Genomic DNA, 17,061 nt, shown 5'->3' with positions numbered 1-17,061 from the left:
AACGCCCTCCGGTGCTGTCCGCCAAGCGGAGGACAGGCGGCGTCCAGCCAGCGGCGACTCCCGGGCGCGGCGGACGGGGCGGACGGCGACGGGGACGCGGGGCCCGCGCAGACGATCCGCCCCGTTCGTCGGTCGTCCACGACACGACCGCGCGGGGCGGATCTGGGGGCCTTCGCCGGCGGTCCGGACTGCATAGGAGGACTCTCGACAACCCTCAAGCGCCCGAGCCCGCCACGGCCTCGTGCTGAGAGTGTGGTACACGGGTGGGGAAATGCCCAGGGGGTTGACGCCGCTCCCGGCGGATGCACGGCGAAGCGGTCAGACGTCCCAGCCGTGGGCGCGCTGCACGACGCGGAGGGCCTCGGCGGCCTCGTCCTCGCCGAAGGGCAGCCGGTCCCAGTGGATGGCGCCGGGGGAGATCCACCCCAGCTCGCCGAGGGCGGCCGCGAGGTCCTCGATGTAGAGCGCGACCGCGTCCTCGGTGCCGCGGATCGTGTCGCCGGTGATCGACCAGCCGAAGTAGCCGGCCACGTACCTCGCCTGCTCCGTGGCGCTGCGGACGTGCTCCCGCTGGCGGGCGGGAAGGGCCTCGCTGGCGGACGACTGGACCAGGTCCCCCATGCCGTCGGCGTCGGTGTCCTGCATCGCGTCCTTCTCCCCGGGCGCCGCACCCGCGTGACCCGGGACCACGATGCCAGCAGCGACCGCTGCGCTCCAATGCCCGTCGGGGGGTTGACAGCGTAAGGCTGATGGGTCTAGCCCCCGATCGGGGACCTGTTCGGCGCTCCGCGGAGGGGCGTCAGCGCGCGTCGTCGCGAGGCTCGTCCTCGGGCGGCTCGCGCATGATGAGGAGGCCGCCGGGGCTGTTCGCCGTGGTCATGAGGGCGTCCACCCACTTGCGGTTGATGGGCGGGACGCGGCTGCCGTGGTACTTGAACACCAGCGGCAGCGAGTTGTGCATCCAGATGGTGGTGCGCCCGTCGCCGACCTCCACGTCGTCGCGCCAGGAGAAGTAGAAGTTCTCCCCGCGCCGGAGCTTGGCGCCGATGACGAGCTGGAGGTGCGCCAGCAGACGGTCGTCGAACTCCGCCGTCAGCGTGGAGTCGTACTTGAACGTGCCCATGATCGATCCCGTGTCCCCCTCGTGAGCTCTCGGGCCCCGCGCCGACGGAGAGGGGGCCAGAGAGCGGCGCTGAGCTTCGGCCGTGCCCATCCACTATGCCAGCGTTGCCGCCCGACAGTGCATCGTCTCGCGGGCGGATCCGCATGTGGTACTGGATCCGGCGGGGGAGGACGCGACGCGGGAGCCGCTGCGGGCCGCCCCGCGCCGGCGGAACGGCTGCTGCCGACGCGCCCGGGACGACCTGCGGCCGTCTGTCAAGGGGGTAGGCGGTCCACGGGACCGCGGCGAACGCTCGACGGAGAGCCGCGGTCGCTCCGGACCGCGTCGACGATGAGAGGTACTGGATGTTCTTCCACAAGCAGGAGCTGCAGCACAACGCATCCCCCGACAAGCCCGACCCCATCTACGCGCGCCACCTCCAGGAGGTGCTCGGCGGCCAGTACGGCGAGATCTCCGTGGCCATGCAGTACGGCTTCCAGTCCTGGAACTCGAAGCTCCCGGGCAAGTACCGCGACATGCTCTACGGCATCGGCGCCGAGGAGTTCGGCCACGTCGAGATGCTCGCCATCATGATCGCCAAGCTGCTCGAGACCGCGCCCGTCGAGGCGACCGAGGACGCGATGAAGGACCCGACCCTCGCGGCGGTCATCGGCGGCATGGACATCCAGCACGCCATCGTCGCCGGCGCCGGCGCGCGCCCCGTCGACAGCAACGGCAACCCGTGGCAGGGCTCCTACGTCACCTGCAGCGGCAACCTGCTGGCCGACTTCACCGCCAACGCCAACGCCGAGATGCAGGGCCGGATCCAGGCCGCGCGCCTCTTCCACATGACCGACGACCACGGCGTGAAGGACCTCCTGTCCTTCCTCATCGCCCGCGACACCATGCACCAGAACCAGTGGACCGCGGCCATCGCCGAGCTCCGCGCCGAGGGCACGGAGGACCTGCCGGTCCCGAGCGACTTCCCGATCGAGCTGGAGGACCGCGAGGTCTCGTACCAGTACCTGAACTTCTCGAACGGCCCCGCGGCCGCCGAGGGGTCCTGGGCGTCGGGCCCCACGCCCGACGGCAAGGGCACGTTCACGTACCACGACGGCCCCACCACCTCCGTGCCCATGCCGCCGCCCCCCGTCGGAAACCCGCTGCTCCACGGCACCATCCCGCCCAAGGAGCCGGGCATCCTGAAGAAGGCGGCCGGCGCCGTGAAGGACGCCGTCACCCCCGAGTGATCCTCGACGCATGACCCGGCGGCCGGCCCTCACGGGGCCGGCCGCCGACCCGCGTCCGCACGGACCCGGGACATCCGAGCGAGAGGACCGCATGATCCGCACCGGCACCCCACCCCACCCCGCGTCCCCCGTGCTCACGCGCGACGTGGCGCCGGGCGTCCACCTGCTCGCGCACGCCTACGTGAACCTGTACCTGATCGAGGGCGACGACGGCGTCACCCTCGTCGACACGGCCTTCCCCGACACGTGGCCGCACCTGCTCCGCGCGCTCCGGGCCATCGGCCGGACGCCCGACGACGTGCGCGCCGTGGTGCTGACGCACGGGCACTTCGACCACGTCGGATCCGCCGCGCGCGCCGCCCGCGAGCTCGGCGTCCCGGTGCACGTGCACCCGGACGACGCGCGCATCGCCCGCCACCCCTACTCGTACCGCCGCGAGCGCACGCCCTTCGTCTACCCGCTCCGCTACGGGAAGGCGATCCCGGTGGTCGCCGCGATGGCGGCCGCCGGCGCGCTGCGCGTCGAGGGCGTCGAGGCCGTGACCGACATCGCCGCCGGCCCGCTCGACGTGCCCGGCCGGCCCGTCGCGATCCCCAGCCCCGGCCACACCGACGGCCACGTCGCGCTCCACCTCCCCGACCGCGACGCGCTCATCACCGGCGACGCGCTCGTGACGCTCGACCCCTACACGGGACGCACCGGCTGCCGCATCGTCGCGGGCGCCGCCACCGCCGACAGCGGGCGGGCGCTCCGCTCGCTGGCCGCGCTCGAGGAGACGGACGCGCGCATCGTGCTGCCGGGGCACGGCGCGCCCTGGCGGAACGGGATCCGCGCGGCCGTGTCCGCCGCGCGCTCGGCCGGCGCCTCGTGACCGGCCTCACCGAGCTCTGGCTCGTGCGGCACGGCGAGAGCACGGCCAACGTCGCCGCGAGCCGGGCCGACCGCGAGGGCGCGGAGGTCATCCACGTCGACCACCGGGATCCGGACGTGCCGCTGTCCGACACCGGCAAGGCCCAGGCGCGCGCGCTCGGCCGCTGGTTCGCGAGCCGGTCGGACGTGCCGACGGCGGTCTGGTCGTCGCACTACCTGCGGGCGCGCAGCACGGCCGCGGCCGCGCTGGCCGAGGCGGGCATCGCCGCGGAGGTCCGGGCGGACGAGCGGCTGCGCGACCGGGAGCTCGGGATCCTCGACCTCCTCACCTCCCGCGGCGTCGCCGCGCGCCACCCCGACGAGGACGACCGCCGCCGCTGGCTCGGGAAGCTCTCGTACCGGCCCCCGGGCGGCGAGTCGTGGGCGGACGTCGCGCTGCGCATCCGCTCCTTCCTGCAGGACCCCGAGGTCGGATCCGCCGACGGCCGGGCCCTGATCGTGAGCCACGACGCCGTCGTGATGCTCTTCCTCTACGTCGGCCTCGGGCTCACCGAGGCGGAGCTGCTGGCCTTCCAGCGGCAGCACACCGTGGCGAACGCGTCCGTCACGATCCTCGAGCGGTCCGCCCCGCGCGGCCCGTGGACCCTCCGGACCTTCTCGGCCACGGAGCACCTCGACGGGCACGGCGCGCCCGTCACCGAGCACGGAGGAGAACCCGATGACCGAGGCCGCTGAGAGCTCGTCCGACGCGCCCGCCGAGGTCGTGACGCCGGCGGCGCTCCGCGACTGGGCGCTGCCCGCGGCGACGGGGTCCAAGTACGGCCGCGGCCAGGTCGTGGTCGTCGGCGGCGCCCTCCGCTCCCCCGGCGCGGCCATGATCTCCGGGCTCGCGGCGCTGCGGGTCGGCGCCGGCCGGCTCACGCTCGCGGTCGGCGCGTCCGTCGCCACGCAGGTCGCCGTCGCCGTGCCGGAGAGCGGCGTCGTACCGCTCGAGGAGACGGACGGCGGGCACGTGCGCGGGGCGGGGATCCGCGCGGCGGAGGACGACATCGCCTCCGCCGACGCCGTCCTCGTCGGCCCCGGGCTCGACGACGCGGACGAGGCCGAGCGCATGGTGCGCCTGCTCGCGACGCTGGTGCCCGACGACGCCGTCGTGGTCCTCGACGCCTTCGCGCTGGGCGTGCTGCCGGCGTGCCGGGAGTCCGCCGGGCACCTGGCCGGGCGGCTCGTGCTGACGCCGAACTCCTCCGAGGCCGAGCGGCTGCTCGGGCGCGAGGCCGGCGACGACGCCGTGGCCGAGGCCCGGGAGATCGCCCGCGGGTACGCGGCCGTCGTGTCGATGGGCGGCGTGGTGGCCGCGCCCGACGGGCGGGCGTGGACCATCGGGGCGGGCGGCAGCGGGCTCGGCACGTCCGGATCCGGCGACGTCCTCGGCGGGGCGGTGGCCGGCCTCTGCGCCCGCGGCGCGGATCCCGCCCAGGCCGCGGTATGGGCGACGCACGCCCACGCGGCGGCGGGCGATCGCCTGGCCGTGCAGGTGGGCCCGCTCGGCTACCTCGCGAGCGAGCTGCTCCTGGAGTTGCCGCGCGTGCTCGTGGAGCTCGAGGCGTAGGCGCGGCGCCCCCTCCGCAGCGCCCCCTCCCCGGCGGCCGCGCTCGGGCATCCGCTGGGGATCCCGGCCGGGCCCGGTCGCCGCGCCCCGACGGTCGTAGGGTCGGAGCATGACTGATTCCACGTACACCGCACAGCTGGTCGGCCCCGAGGGCACGGAGGAGACCGAGGTCGAGTTCCTCAACGGCGAGCCCGTGAAGAGCTTCACGCGCGCCACCTCCCTCAGCGAGGAGGAGCTCGTCTGGGAGCTCGACGCGGACGAGGACGGCTACGTCTACCGCCCCGTGGGCATCCCGGGCGCCGACTACTCCTGATCCGCGGGGCGCGGGGATGGGCCATGCGCCCGCCCCTGAGCCCTGTGCACAGTGGCGGGTCCGTCCGCCGGGCCGCGGTCTACCGTTCCCGGATGCCCGCAGATCACCGAGCACCCGCCCATCTCCGTACCCCCGCTGACGCCGCCCCCGCCCCCGCTCCCGCCCCCGCCCCCGCTCCCGCTCCCGCTCCCGCCGAGATCACCCGTCGAGGCCTGCTGCGCGTCGGCGGCTTCGCCGTCCTCGGCGCGAGCGCCGCAGCGGCCTCCCTCCTCCCCGCGGAGAGCGCGCAGGCGCTCGACGCGAATGCGTGGGGCGGCTTCGAGAACGGGCGCATCCCCCTCGACGCGATGACCAAGATCGAGTTTCCCGGCGTCGTCGCGGGGCAGACCCCCGGGGCCCCGCACGTCGACCACGTCTACCTCGAGCCCAAGGCCGCCTCCGCGCTGCTCAGCATGCTGCGGGCATACCGGAAGATGACGGGGATGTACCTCGACGTCATCGAGGGGTACCGCCCCTTCGCCAACCAGGAGTACTGGTGGGACCACTACGGCCACGACCCGCGGTTCGCGGCGGTCCCGGGCACCTCCGTGCACGGCTGGGGCAAGGCCGTCGACTTCACCGACGACCTCCTCACGGACAACAAGGTCGCCTGGCTGCACTTCTACGGGCCCGACTACCACTACTACCCCATCGCGAGCGAGCGCTGGCACTTCAACTACGTGGCGCCCTCGCTGAGCCCCGCCGTCGGGACGGACCCGCCCCACTGACACGGGACGGGCGCGCCGGGGGCTCCGCCGTAGGATCGAGGTCCCGCACGACGTGAGGAATCCCGCATGAGCACCAGCCCGTCCACGCCCACGACCGACACCGCCGCGATCGCCCGCATCATCGATCACACGCTCCTGAAGCCCGAGGCCACGCGCGACGAGGTCACCGCGCTCGTCGCCGAGGCCGTGGAGCTCGGCACCTACTCGGTGTGCGTCTCCCCGTCGATGCTGCCGCTCGAGCTGCCCGCGGGCACCGACCTGAAGGTCGCGGTCGTCTGCGGCTTCCCCAGCGGGAAGCACCACAGCGAGGTGAAGGCCGCCGAGGCTGCGCTCTCCATCCGCCAGGGCGCCGACGAGGTCGACATGGTCATCGACGTGGGCGCGGCTCGCGAGGGCCGCTTCGACGACGTCGAGGCCGACATCCGGGCCGTGCGCGAGGCCGTGCCGGCGCCGGGCGTCCTCAAGGTGATCATCGAGTCCGCCGCCCTCGACGACGACCAGATCGTCGCCGTCTGCCGCGCGGCCGTCGCCGCGGGCGCCGACTTCGTGAAGACCTCCACGGGCTTCCACCCCACGGGCGGCGCGACCGTGCACGCGGTCGAGCTCATGAGCCGCACCGTCGACGGCCGGGCCGGCGTCAAGGCGTCGGGCGGCATCCGGACGTACGAGGCGGCGGTGCAGATGATCGAGGCCGGCGCCACCCGCCTCGGCGTCTCCGGCAGCGCGGTCGTGCTCGCGGGCCCGGTGCAGACGCCGGAGAACGGCGCGCTCGGATCGAGCGGCTACTGATGCCGGCGGACCGCCGCGCGCATCTGGAGGACCTGGGCCGCTTCATCCAGGCCTCCCCCTCCTCGTTCCACGCCGCGGAGGAGGGCGCGCGCCGGCTCCAGGCCGCGGGCTTCACCCGGCTCGACGAGCGGGACGCGTGGCCCACCGGCCCGGGCCGCCGCCTCATCGTGCGCGACGGCGCGCTCCTCGCGTGGATCCAGCCCGCCGGCGCCCACGCGACCACGCCCTTCCGCGTGCTCGGCGCCCACACCGACTCCCCGGGCTTCATGCTGAAGCCCAAGCCCACCATCGGATCCGACGGCTGGGTCCAGGCCGGCGTCGAGGTCTACGGCGGCCCGCTCCTCAACTCCTGGCTCGACCGCGACCTCGAGCTCGCCGGCCGCCTCGTCACGCGCGACGGCCGCCGCCACCTCGTCCGCACGGGCCCGCTGCTGCGCTTCCCGCAGCTCGCCGTGCACCTCGACCGCGGGGTCAACGCGGAGGGCCTGCGGTTGGATCCGCAGCGCCACATGTCCCCGGTCCTCGGCGTCGGCTCCCCCGCGGACGCCGACGTGCTCGGGCACCTGGCCGGCCTCGCGGGCGTGACGGCCGACGACGTGCTCGGCTACGACGTAGGCGTCGCGGACACGCAGGCCCCCGGATCGCTCGGCCTCGACGGCGAGCTGTTCGCCGCCGGCCGCATGGACAACCTCTCCTCCGTGCACGCGGGCCTCGCCGCCCTGCTCGAGCTGGCGGACGGGCTCGACGAGCACCCGGACGCGCCCGTCGCGGTGCTCGCCGCCTTCGACCACGAGGAGGTCGGATCCGCGACCGCCTCGGGCGCCGCCGGCCCGATCCTCGAGGACGTCCTCGGTCGCGTCTCCGCCGGCCTGGGCGCCTCGTCGGAGGAGCGCCGCCGCGCGTTCGCCGCGTCCTGGTGCCTCTCGGCCGACGCGGGCCACGCCGTCCACCCCAACTACCCGGACCGCCACGACCCGGCCAACCGGCCGGTGCCGAACGGCGGACCGCTGCTGAAGATCAACGCGAACCAGCGCTACGCCACCGACGGCGTCGGGGCGCGCGAGTGGGCGCTGGCCTGCGAGCGCGCCGGCGTCCCGTACCAGGAGTTCGTCTCGAGCAACGCGGTGCCGTGCGGCTCGACCATCGGCCCCATCACGGCCACGCGCCTCGGGATCCGCACGGTCGACGTCGGCATCCCGCTGCTCTCCATGCACTCCGCCCGCGAGCTGTGCGGCGCCGACGACCCGGGGCACCTCGCCGCCGCGGCCGCCGCGTTCCTCCGCCCGACCGCCTGACCGCCTGGCCCGGCGGCGACGGCCCGGGAGCGACGGCCCGGCCCGCTCGCCCCGCCGCCGTCCCCGCACGACGGAGGGCCCGACGCGATCCGCGCCGGGCCCTCCGTGCTGCTCGCGATCAGCCCCCGTACGACGCCAGCAGCGCGCGCATCCCGGTGAGCTGCGTCCCCTGCGACGACGACATGGCGCCGGCGAGCTCGAGCGCCTCGGTGGACGTGCCGAGCTGCGACTCCCCGTCCGCCATCTCGATGGCGGCCTGGTGCCTCGCGATCATGCCCTGCAGGAAGAGCCGGGCGGCGTCCGCACCGGTGGCGGCGCGCAGCGCGGCCAGCTCGGCCTCGGCGGCGGCGCCGCTCGTCCCCTCGGTGTCGGCGCGGGATCCGGATCCGCCCTCCACCCCGGTCCCGTCGTCGCTGCCGGTGCCGCTGTCGGCGCCCGAGGCGGCACCGGTGCCGCCCTCGCCCGCGGCCCCGCTGCCGCCCTCCTCGCCGCTGCCGGCGCCGACGCCGCCCGCCTCCTCGCGGTCCTCGGTGCCGTTCGCGCCGGATCCGCCCTCCTCGGCGGCCCACTCCTCGGCGAGCTCCGCGAGCTGCGCGGCCTGCGGGCCCTGCTCATCGCGGATCTGCACGGCGAGCTCCTCCGCCTCCTGCGGGAGGTCCTGCACCTCGAGGGCGGCCTCGGCGAGCGCCACGGATCCGGCCGCCTGGGCGCTCATCTCCTCGGCGAAGGACAGGTCGGCGCGGTTCCAGCCCTGCGACTCCGTCTCCGTGGGCGCGGCCGCGTCGGCGCTCGCGCGGGCGGCGTCCTCGGGCGTGCGCGGCGGCGTCGAGCACGCGGCGAGCCCGGCGGCGAGGACGATGGCGGTCGTGGCGGCGGCGAGCCGGGTAGCGGTATCCCATGCCTCGATCCTCCTCCACGGCGCGGCACGTGACAGCCCGACGATAGGTTCTCCCCATGCCCGAGATCGTCGACCTGCCGCACGCGAGCGTCACCCTCGAGTACGGCGAGCCCGGCCACCCCGTGGTCGTGGTCGTGCACGACGACCACGGCCGCCTCCCCTGGCTCGACCAGTACGCGCTCGCCCTCGCGGGCGCCGGCTTCCACGTGCTCGTGCCGGACCTCTACGACGGCCGCGCCACCCTCGACGACGGCCTCGCGGCGGGCCTCGCCGCGCAGCTCGACGTCGGCTTCGCCCTCGGCACGATCCGCGACGGCATCGACTCGGCACGCGCACGCGGGGCCGAGCGCGTCGGCCTCGTGGGCTTCGCGCCCGGCGGCTGGCTCGCGCTCCTCGAGGCGCAGGACGGCGGCGCGGACGCCGTGGTCGCCTACTGCGCGAGCCTCGGCCCCGAGGAGCACGGCGTCATCCCGTGCGCGGTGCTCCTCCACCTCGCCGAGCACGACGAGTGGGTCGACGACCAGCGCCCCGAGGCCTTCATCGGCCGGCTGCGCGAGCACGGCACCCCGGTGACCGCGCACACCTACCCGGGCACGCTCCCCGTGTTCCCCAACGCGAGCCTCCGCGACCGCCTGGATCCCGACGCCGCCGCCCTCGCGTACCGGCGCACGGAGGCCTTCCTCGCCGAGCACCTGGGAAACGCGTGACCATCCATCACCCGATCCGCACCAAACCCCACCCGTAGGCGGTACGAATGTAAGGAGCCTGGGAACTCCCCGGCTCTTCCCTACCTGTGGAGGCACCACCATGAGCTCGTCCCCGAACCGCCTGCTCGGCACCGTCTTCGGCGCCGTCTATGTCCTCGTCGGCCTTCTCGGCTTCCTGTTCCCGCCGCAGAGCGGAGGGTTCTTCTCCTCCGACGGCGGCCTGCTGCTCGGCATCTTCATGGTGAACCCGTTCCACAACGTGGCCCACCTGCTCATCGGCGCCGCGCTCCTCATCGGCGGCCTCTCGAGCGTGGCCGCGGCCAAGGCCGTGAACTCGGTCGTCGGATTCGCGTACCTCGCGCTCGGCATCGTCGGCTTCTTCCTCGTGAACACCGACTTCAACATCCTCGCGCTCAACACCGCGGACCACTTCCTGCACCTCGGCTCCGCCGTCGTGCTGCTGATCGTGGGCCTCGGCGCCGAGAAGGGCGTGCGCAACCGCGCCACCCGCGCCGCCTAGGCGACACCCGGCACCACCGTCGCGCCGCTGCACCGGGCGCGTCACCGCATCACCGCACGTCAGCACGACCAGCACGCAGCACCGCACCACCCGCGGCGCCCGGGACGACGAAGGGACCAGCACGTGTCACTGCTCATCCGCCACTGGCTGGCCCTCGCCGCCCTGGGCGCCGCGCTCATCCACCTGGCCGTCGGTGCGGGATCCCCGCCCGCGGCCATGGTGGCCCTCCTCGTCATCGGGCTCGCCGAGGGCGCGTGGGCCGTCGCGGTCCTTCGCTCCGACCGCCTCCCCGTCCCCGCGTGGGCCGTCGTGGGCGCTCTCGTCCCGGTCGCCGGCTGGGCCCTCCTCGTGACCGCCGCGGTCGTCATGTCCGCCCCCGGGATCACGAGCGACCTGCCCGCGATCCCGATGCTCGCCGCGACCCTGCTCGACCTCGCGGTCGCCGCGGTCGTCGGCCGCCACCTCCGCTCCCGCGCCGAGGTCGAGGCCGAGGCCGTGTGCACGGCCGTCGAGGCCGACCTCCCGGCCGAGACCGCGCTCGTCGGATCCGGCGCCGTGCGCCCGGCCGCTGCGGCGGCTGCTGCCGCCTCGACTGCCGTCGACCGCCCCGCCGCCTCCGAGCCGGAGGCCACCGGCGGCCGCTACCTGGCGGGCGTGCTCGTCGGCGCGTTCGTGGTCGCCGGTCTGGTCACGCCCGCCCTCTCGCTCACGCGCGCCGGCGAGTTCGCCGTGCCGCACGGCCAGCACAGCTCCGTCGACCTCGACGGCATCCAGGGCGAGCACTCCGGGCACTGAGCCGGAGCGCCCTCGGGCGCCGCGGGCACGAGCCGCGGATCAGCCCGCGGGCGCGACCGCCGGCGTCACGCGGATCCGCGTCGCCTCGCTCATGAACCGCCGCACGTTCTCGTCGACGATGATGTCGCCTGGGCGCAGCGGCCGCGTGAGGTACAGGCCGCCGATGTCGGTGATCCGGCTGAGCGCCACGTACGTCTGACCCGGGCTGAACACGCGCGCGCCGAGGTCGACGATGGCCCGCTCGTACGTCTTGCCCTGCGACTTGTGGATGGTGACCGCCCACGCCAGCCGCAGCGGGAACTGCGTGAAGTCCGCCACGACGTCGCGGCGCAGCTGCTTGGTGGTGGGCGAGTACGAGTACTTGTGCTTCTCCCACGTGACCGGCTCGACCTCGTGCACGACGCCGTCGAGCTCCACGTACACGTTCGTGTCGATGCGGGTGACGACGCCCACGGATCCGTTCACCCAGCGCTGGTCGACGTCGTTGCGGAGGAACATGACCTGCGCGCCGATCTTGAGGTCGAGCTTCTCGTCGGCCGGGTACGTGCGGCCGCCGAAGTCGCCCGTGACGTCGGCCGTGGCGGTGAGCGAGCGGCCGGGCAGGCGCTTGAGGGCCTCCGCGTTGATCCGGTTGACGGTGTCGTTGCGCGTGGCCAGCGTGATGGCGCCGTCGGTGGGCGCCGGACGCGCACCCGCCGCGTTGAGCACGCCCGCGATCTCGGCCGTGACCCGGCCGTGGCGCACGGCGTTCAGCATCTCCTTGAACGCCTCCTCGTGCTGCCGGTGGATCTCGGTGAGCTCGTAGATCCGGAGCTGCGCCTCCTCCCACACCTTCGCGTCGAAGAACCACATGGAGCGGTAGCGGTCGGCGAAGTAGGCGCGCTCGTCGCCGTCGCCGGGCACGGGGGCCAGCTGGTAGGGATCCCCGAACAGCACGACCTGCACGCCGCCGAACGGCACGTCCTTCTTGTGGCGGGCCTGGCGGAGGCTGCGGTCGATGGCGTCCACGAGGTCGGCGTTCACCATGGAGACCTCGTCGATCACGAGCGTGTCGATGGTGTTGAGCAGCTTCCGCAGCTCGCCCGTCTGCTCGATCTCCTCGTCGGCGATGACCCCGATGGGCAGCTTGAACAGCGAGTGGATGGTCTGCCCGCCCACGTTCAGCGCGGCGACGCCCGTGGGCGCGCAGATGACGATCTGCTTCTCGGTGTTCCACGACAGGTGCGTGAGGAGGGTCGACTTGCCGGTGCCGGCGCGACCCGTGACGAAGATGTGGTCGCGCGTGCCCTCGATGGCCTGGAAGACCGCGGCCTGCTCCGGGGAGAGGGGGACCGTGCTCACGCGGGGCTCCTGGCGGGTCGGGGACTTGAGGATGCGCGGATCGGCGGCGCGGGGCACCGCGCGGATGCGCACTCGAATCTACCCCGGCGCCCGGCCCGCGAGGGCCCCGATGCGCCGCCCGTAGGATGATCCGCATGCCGAGCCCCGCCGTCGACGCGCGCGGCGAGCTGCGTCGGGCGGTCGTCGTGTGGTCCCTGATGGCGGCGCTCCTCCTCGGGGCGTTCCTCGGCACGGTCGCGTCGCTCAACCAGGGCACGTTCAGCGCCCACGGCTTCGTCCGCTCCTACCTCGACGCGCTCGCCCGCGAGGACAGCCGCGACGCGCTCGCGACGCCCGGCGTCGTGCTGCCGGACGCCGGCAGCCGCGCGCTCCTCGACGCCCGCGCGCTGCCCGGCCTCGCCGACGTGGAGCTGGTCTCCGACGAGCCCGCGGGCGGCGGCGAGCGCGCGGTCACGTACGCGTACACGCTGCCGTCGGGGCCCGGATCCACCGCCTTCCGCGTGCGCGAGCTGCCGGCCGCCCTCGGCCTGTTCGCGCGGTGGGAGTTCGCGACGAGCCCCGTGGCCGCGGTCGACCTCGAGCTGCGGCACGCGTCCGCCTTCACGGCGAACGGGGTGGCCGTCCAGGCGACGCCCGGGGGCGCGGCCGCGGAGGGCGCGGGATCCACGTACCTCGTGCTCGCGCCCTCGGCGCTCGCGCTCGACCACGCGTCCGAGCACCTGCAGGCGGAGGACGTCGAGGTGCAGGTCACGGAGCCGGGCTCCGTCGTGCCCGCGCGCGTCGACGCGATGCCCACGGACGAGCTCGTGGCCTCGGTGCAGTCCGAGGTCGAGGCGTACCTCGCCGCGTGCACGACGCAGTCGGTGCTGTACCCGTCCGGCTGCCCGTTCGGGAAGACGATCCGCGACCGCATCACCGCGCCGCCCACGTGGAGCATGACCGCGATGCCGCGGATCTCGCTGCAGCCGGCGAGCGACGACCCCGCCGACCTCGACTGGGTGGTGCCGTCCACCGTGGGCACGGCGCACATCCGCGTCCCCGTCCGATCGCTCTACGACGGGAGCGTCACGGAGCTCGACGAGGACGTGCCGTTCAGCGTGAGCTGGCGCGTGAGCGTCGACGACACGACGGGCGTGCGGATCCAGGGCCTCTAGCCCCTCCCGGCACCCTCCCCCCGCGTCAGGGTGCGGAGCGGCGGCGACCGGGCCAGGATCGGGACGCAACAGGGTCGCTGCGACCGCGGGGATCCGTCACCCGAGGAGCGCCCGCATGTCCGCCACCATGAACCCGTACCTGTCCTTCCGCGACCAGGCCGCCGAGGCCCTCCGCTTCTACCAGGACGTCTTCGGCGGCGAGGTCGAGACGACGACCTTCGGCGAGGGCGGGATGAGCCAGGATCCCGCGGAGGCCGACAAGGTCATGCACGGGCAGCTCACCTCGTCCGCGGGCTTCACGCTCATGGCGTCCGACACCCCGGCGTCCATGGGCGTGCCGAGCGGATCCGCCGTCACCCTCTCCCTCTCGGGCGACGACGAGGCCGTGCTGCGGAGCTGGTGGGACGCGCTCACGGCGGACGGGACGATCGTGCTGCCGCTCGACGTGGCGCCGTGGGGCGACCGCTTCGGCATGTGCACGGACCGCTACGGCATCGACTGGATGGTCGCGATCAGCCCGGCCCCGGCCGACGCCTGACCGGTCAGGCCCAGCGGCCGCCGCGCGGCACGATGAGCGGCGTGTGCGAGACGGGGTCGTCGATCACGAGGCACGGGAGGCCGAAGACCTCCTCGACGAGCTCCGCGGTGACGATGGCGCCCGGGGCGCCCGCGGCGACGACGCGGCCCTCCTTCATGACGATGAGGTGGTCGGCGTAGCGGGCGGCGTGGTTGAGGTCGTGCAGCACCGCGACGATGGTGCTGCCGTCGCGGTGCAGGTCGGCGAGGAGGTCGAGCAGCTCGATCTGGTGGGCGATGTCGAGGAACGTCGTCGGCTCGTCGAGCAGCAGCACGGGCGTCTGCTGCGCCAGCGCCATCGCGACCCACACGCGCTGGCGCTGGCCGCCGGAGAGCTCGTCGACGTGGCGGGCGGCGAGGTCGGCGACGCCCGTCGCGGCCATCGCCTCCTGCACGGCGTCCTCGTCGGTCGAGGTCCACTGGCGGATGAGGTTCTGGTGCGGGAACCGGCCGCGCGCCACGAGGTCGGCCACCGTGATCCCCTCGGGCGCGATGGCGCTCTGCGGGAGGAGGCCCACGATGCGCGCGGCCTCCTTCGCCCGGTAGGACGCGAGCGGCCGGTCGTCGAGGAGCACGCCGCCCGCGCTCGGCGCGAGGAGGCGCGACAGCGCGCGGAGCAGGGTCGACTTGCCGCACGCGTTCGGGCCGACGATCACGGTGAACGAGCGGTCCGGCACGGCGACGTCGAGGCCCTCGGAGATCACGCGGCGGTCGTAGGAGAGCGTGACGCCCTCGGCGCGGAGGCGGGCGGGGGCGGGGGCGGGGCTCGCGGCGCGTGCGGCGGGCGCGGCGGATGCGGTGTCGTCCACGGCGGGACCTCCCATCGGGTCGGGGGCGGCGGCGTCAGGCACGGCGTCCCGCCTCGCGGATCAGCAGCGCGATCAGGTAGACGCCGCCCACGACGACCGTGACGATCCCGACGGGCACCGTCCCCGGCAGCGCGTGCTGGGCGACGGAGTCGGCGGCGAGGAGGAGCAGACCGCCCGTGAGCGCGGCCGGCACGAGCGGCAGGCCGGCGCTGCGGGTGAGGCGGCGGGCGATCTGCGGGGCGGCGAGCGCGACGAACGCGATCGGCCCGGCGGCGGCGGTCACGACGGCGGTGAGGGCGACCCCGAGGATCAGGAGCGCGAGCCGCGTCGGCTCGGCCCGCACGCCGTGGGCCCGGGCCGCGTCGTCGCCGAGCTCGAGCTGGCGGAGCGGCGCCGAGAGCAGCAGGATCGCGGGCGCGAGCACGAGGAGCGCGACGAACGCGGGCAGGGCCCGGTCCCAGCCGACGAGGGCGAGGGATCCGGCGCCCCAGATCGACGCGGCCATCGCCACCTCGGTGCCCGCCCGCAGCAGCAGGAACGTGTTGACCCCGTGCAGGACGGCCGTGACCGCGATGCCCGTGATGATCAGCCGGAACCCCTGCACGCCGCCGCGGTACGCCAGCAGGTACACCACGAGCGCCGTGCCGAGGCCTCCCGCGAGCGCGCCGACCGCGGTGGGGAGGAAGGACGCACCGGCCACCGTGGTGACGAGGAGGGCGCCCGTGTAGGAGCCGGTCGAGAAGCCGATGACGTCGGGCGACCCGAGCGGGTTGCGCGTGAGCGACTGGAAGACGGCGCCCGCGACCCCGAGCGCCGCGCCGAACGCGATGCCCGCGAGCACGCGCGGGAGGCGCCACCCGGTGACGATCGTGGTGGCGAAGGAGCCGTCGGGCAGGGCGAGCGCGCGGATCACCTCGGGCACCGTGAGCGGGTAGTCGCCCGTGCCGAGCGCCACGAGCGCGAGGGCCGTGATCGCCACGGCGAGCGCCGCGCCCACGAGCACCTCCCGGCGCCGCAGCCGCGTGCCGAGGACGGGGAGGCGGACCGTGCCGGGGAGGCGGACCGTGCCGGGGATCCTCACGGGCGCGGACGCGGGACGGCGGCCGGCGCGCACGGGCGCGCTCACAGCCCCGACGCCCTCTGCCGGCGCACGAGCAGGATGAGCACGGGCGCCCCGAGCACCGCCGTCACGATGCCGGCGGGCAGCTCGGCGGGACGCAGCACGATCCGCCCCACGACGTCGGCGGCGAGCAGCAGCACGGGCGCGAGCACGATCGTGTACGCGAGGATCCAGCGCTGGTCGGGTCCGACGATCCAGCGGGCGATGTGCGGGATCATCAGGCCCACGAACGCGATGGGCCCGGCCATGGCGGTCGCCCCGCCCGCGAGCAGGGTCACGGCGACGACCGCGACCGTCCGCACCACCACGACGTTCGCCCCGAGGGACCGCGCGAGGTCGTCGCCGAGCGCGACCGCGTCGAGGCTCCGGGCGATGAGCGCGGCGAGGAGCACGCCCGCGCCGAGGAACGGCGCGACCGGCAGGAGCGCGTCCCAGCCGCGGTCCTGCAGCGAGCCCGACTCCCAGGCGCGCATGGCGCTGAAGCCCTGCGGGTCGGCGAGCAGGAGACCCGAGGTGATGCCCGCGAGGACCGCGCCGAGGGCGACGCCGGCCAGCGTGAGTCGCACCGGGTCGCCGCCGCCGCGCCCCGCGGATCCGACGACGTAGACCACGACGGCGGCCATCAACGCCCCGGCGAAGGAGAACCAGAGGTAACCGCTCACGGCGGTCACGCCGAGGACGCCGGTCGCGATGGCGACCGCGAAGGCCGATCCGGCGGTGACGCCGAGGATCCCGGGGTCGGCCAGCGGGTTCCGCGTGACGGCCTGGATCAGCGCGCCCGCGACCCCCAGCGCAAGGCCCGCGGCGAGGCCGACGAGGGTGCGCGGGACGCGGAGGTCGAGGATCACGACGAGCTCGGCGGCATCGCGCGGCCGGCCGGCGAGCGCGTCGACGACGGCACCGAGCGGGATGTCGCGGGAGCCGATGGCGATGCTCGCGAGGCAGGCGAGGACGAGGGCGCCGAGCGCGAGCAGGAGGCCCGCCGAGCGCGAGAGGCCGCTCCGCGCCCGGCCCGCGGGGGCGTCGGGGGCGGAGGCGCGCGCGAGGACCCGGAGCGACATGGCCCCGCCAGCCTATCGCGCGCTTAGGTTAGGCTCCCCTTGCCTGACGTGATGCACATCGCCCCGTCACCCGACCCCTCCC

The 17,061-nt window shown here is 74.9% G+C and carries 20 protein-coding genes; 13 read left to right on the top strand and 7 right to left on the bottom strand.

Translation table 11 applies throughout. The annotated features are described in order from the left end of the window. Positions 1-318: 318 nt before the first annotated feature. Both QFZ62_RS11060 and QFZ62_RS11055 read right to left on the bottom strand, forming a co-directional pair. Entirely contained in the window at positions 319-645 is a 327-nt protein-coding gene (locus tag QFZ62_RS11060; protein ID WP_307505560.1) for a hypothetical protein, read from the bottom strand. A gap of 154 nt (positions 646-799) precedes the next feature. Next, positions 800-1,123, bottom strand: coding sequence for a hypothetical protein (locus QFZ62_RS11055; protein WP_012039605.1), 324 nt, complete (start codon positions 1,121-1,123; stop codon positions 800-802). Between the two features lie 344 nt (positions 1,124-1,467). Here QFZ62_RS11055 and QFZ62_RS11050 point away from each other — a divergent pair, with 344 nt between their 5' ends. The 8 genes from QFZ62_RS11050 (at position 1,468) to QFZ62_RS11015 (ending at position 7,998) form a co-directional block, all read left to right on the top strand. Further along, entirely contained in the window at positions 1,468-2,352 is an 885-nt protein-coding gene (locus QFZ62_RS11050; protein ID WP_307505557.1) for a manganese catalase family protein, read from the top strand. A 91-nt stretch (positions 2,353-2,443) separates the two neighbouring features. Continuing rightward, a complete protein-coding gene (locus tag QFZ62_RS11045; protein WP_307505554.1) occupies positions 2,444-3,223 on the top strand; it encodes an MBL fold metallo-hydrolase in 780 nt (259 codons plus the stop codon). Beyond that, positions 3,220-3,957, top strand: coding sequence for a histidine phosphatase family protein (locus QFZ62_RS11040; RefSeq protein ID WP_307505552.1), 738 nt, complete (start codon positions 3,220-3,222; stop codon positions 3,955-3,957). Before QFZ62_RS11045 ends, QFZ62_RS11040 begins: the two co-directional genes overlap by 4 nt. After that, on the top strand, positions 3,941-4,834 hold the full coding sequence (locus tag QFZ62_RS11035) for an NAD(P)H-hydrate dehydratase (protein WP_307505550.1): 894 nt from the start codon (positions 3,941-3,943) through the stop codon (positions 4,832-4,834). The genes QFZ62_RS11040 and QFZ62_RS11035 overlap by 17 nt, the downstream gene beginning before the upstream one ends. Positions 4,835-4,943: 109 nt before the next feature. After that, complete coding sequence (locus QFZ62_RS11030; RefSeq protein ID WP_307505548.1) at positions 4,944-5,147, top strand: hypothetical protein; 204 nt, start codon at positions 4,944-4,946, stop codon at positions 5,145-5,147. A 92-nt stretch (positions 5,148-5,239) separates the two neighbouring features. Next, positions 5,240-5,914 (top strand): D-alanyl-D-alanine carboxypeptidase family protein, encoded by a 675-nt coding sequence (locus QFZ62_RS11025; RefSeq protein ID WP_307505545.1) that lies wholly within the window; start codon positions 5,240-5,242, stop codon positions 5,912-5,914. A gap of 66 nt (positions 5,915-5,980) precedes the next feature. Next, positions 5,981-6,703 (top strand): deoxyribose-phosphate aldolase, encoded by a 723-nt coding sequence (deoC, locus tag QFZ62_RS11020; RefSeq protein WP_307505543.1) that lies wholly within the window; start codon positions 5,981-5,983, stop codon positions 6,701-6,703. After that, on the top strand, positions 6,703-7,998 hold the full coding sequence (locus QFZ62_RS11015) for a M18 family aminopeptidase (protein WP_307505540.1): 1,296 nt from the start codon (positions 6,703-6,705) through the stop codon (positions 7,996-7,998). Before deoC ends, QFZ62_RS11015 begins: the two co-directional genes overlap by 1 nt. Positions 7,999-8,116: 118 nt before the next feature. On the opposite strand, the gene QFZ62_RS11010 is transcribed toward QFZ62_RS11015, so the two are convergent. Further along, a complete protein-coding gene (locus QFZ62_RS11010; RefSeq protein ID WP_307505539.1) occupies positions 8,117-8,713 on the bottom strand; it encodes a DUF305 domain-containing protein in 597 nt (198 codons plus the stop codon). A gap of 239 nt (positions 8,714-8,952) precedes the next feature. On the opposite strand from QFZ62_RS11010, the gene QFZ62_RS11005 reads away from it, so the two are divergent. The 3 genes from QFZ62_RS11005 to QFZ62_RS10995 all read left to right on the top strand — a co-directional run bounded on the left by QFZ62_RS11005 (position 8,953) and on the right by QFZ62_RS10995 (position 10,918). Continuing rightward, positions 8,953-9,603: a dienelactone hydrolase family protein gene (locus QFZ62_RS11005; protein WP_307505536.1), complete on the top strand. Its 651-nt coding sequence runs from the start codon at positions 8,953-8,955 to the stop codon at positions 9,601-9,603. Between the two features lie 100 nt (positions 9,604-9,703). Continuing rightward, positions 9,704-10,123, top strand: a complete 420-nt coding sequence (locus QFZ62_RS11000; protein ID WP_307505533.1) for a DUF4383 domain-containing protein — start codon at positions 9,704-9,706, stop codon at positions 10,121-10,123. Between the two features lie 123 nt (positions 10,124-10,246). After that, positions 10,247-10,918, top strand: a complete 672-nt coding sequence (locus tag QFZ62_RS10995; RefSeq protein WP_307505530.1) for a hypothetical protein — start codon at positions 10,247-10,249, stop codon at positions 10,916-10,918. 39 nt (positions 10,919-10,957) lie between these two features. Here the strand turns inward: QFZ62_RS10995 and QFZ62_RS10990 are convergent, their stop codons facing one another. After that, positions 10,958-12,259, bottom strand: a complete 1,302-nt coding sequence (locus tag QFZ62_RS10990; RefSeq protein WP_307505527.1) for an ATP-dependent RecD-like DNA helicase — start codon at positions 12,257-12,259, stop codon at positions 10,958-10,960. Between the two features lie 134 nt (positions 12,260-12,393). On the opposite strand from QFZ62_RS10990, the gene QFZ62_RS10985 reads away from it, so the two are divergent. Continuing rightward, positions 12,394-13,413 (top strand): hypothetical protein, encoded by a 1,020-nt coding sequence (locus tag QFZ62_RS10985; RefSeq protein ID WP_307505524.1) that lies wholly within the window; start codon positions 12,394-12,396, stop codon positions 13,411-13,413. Between the two features lie 115 nt (positions 13,414-13,528). Next, positions 13,529-13,951, top strand: coding sequence for a VOC family protein (locus tag QFZ62_RS10980; RefSeq protein ID WP_307505521.1), 423 nt, complete (start codon positions 13,529-13,531; stop codon positions 13,949-13,951). 4 nt (positions 13,952-13,955) lie between these two features. Here the strand turns inward: QFZ62_RS10980 and QFZ62_RS10975 are convergent, their stop codons facing one another. From QFZ62_RS10975 to QFZ62_RS10965, 3 genes are read right to left on the bottom strand one after another with little or no spacing between them, the layout of a single operon-like run. Continuing rightward, entirely contained in the window at positions 13,956-14,813 is an 858-nt protein-coding gene (locus tag QFZ62_RS10975) for an ABC transporter ATP-binding protein (RefSeq protein ID WP_373425976.1), read from the bottom strand. Between the two features lie 19 nt (positions 14,814-14,832). Next, on the bottom strand, positions 14,833-15,924 hold the full coding sequence (locus QFZ62_RS10970) for an iron chelate uptake ABC transporter family permease subunit (protein WP_307505518.1): 1,092 nt from the start codon (positions 15,922-15,924) through the stop codon (positions 14,833-14,835). Next, positions 15,921-16,979 carry an iron ABC transporter permease gene (locus tag QFZ62_RS10965; protein WP_307505515.1) on the bottom strand — a complete coding sequence of 353 codons (1,059 nt, stop codon included), beginning with the start codon at positions 16,977-16,979 and terminating at the stop codon, positions 15,921-15,923. Before QFZ62_RS10965 ends, QFZ62_RS10970 begins: the two co-directional genes overlap by 4 nt. Between the last annotated feature and the right edge of the window lie 82 nt (positions 16,980-17,061).

This window comes from Clavibacter sp. B3I6 (genome assembly GCF_030816895.1).
Taxonomy (GTDB): domain Bacteria; phylum Actinomycetota; class Actinomycetes; order Actinomycetales; family Microbacteriaceae; genus Clavibacter.
Note: the sequence above shows the minus strand (reverse complement) of the source record. Positions and strands in the feature narration are given on the sequence as shown.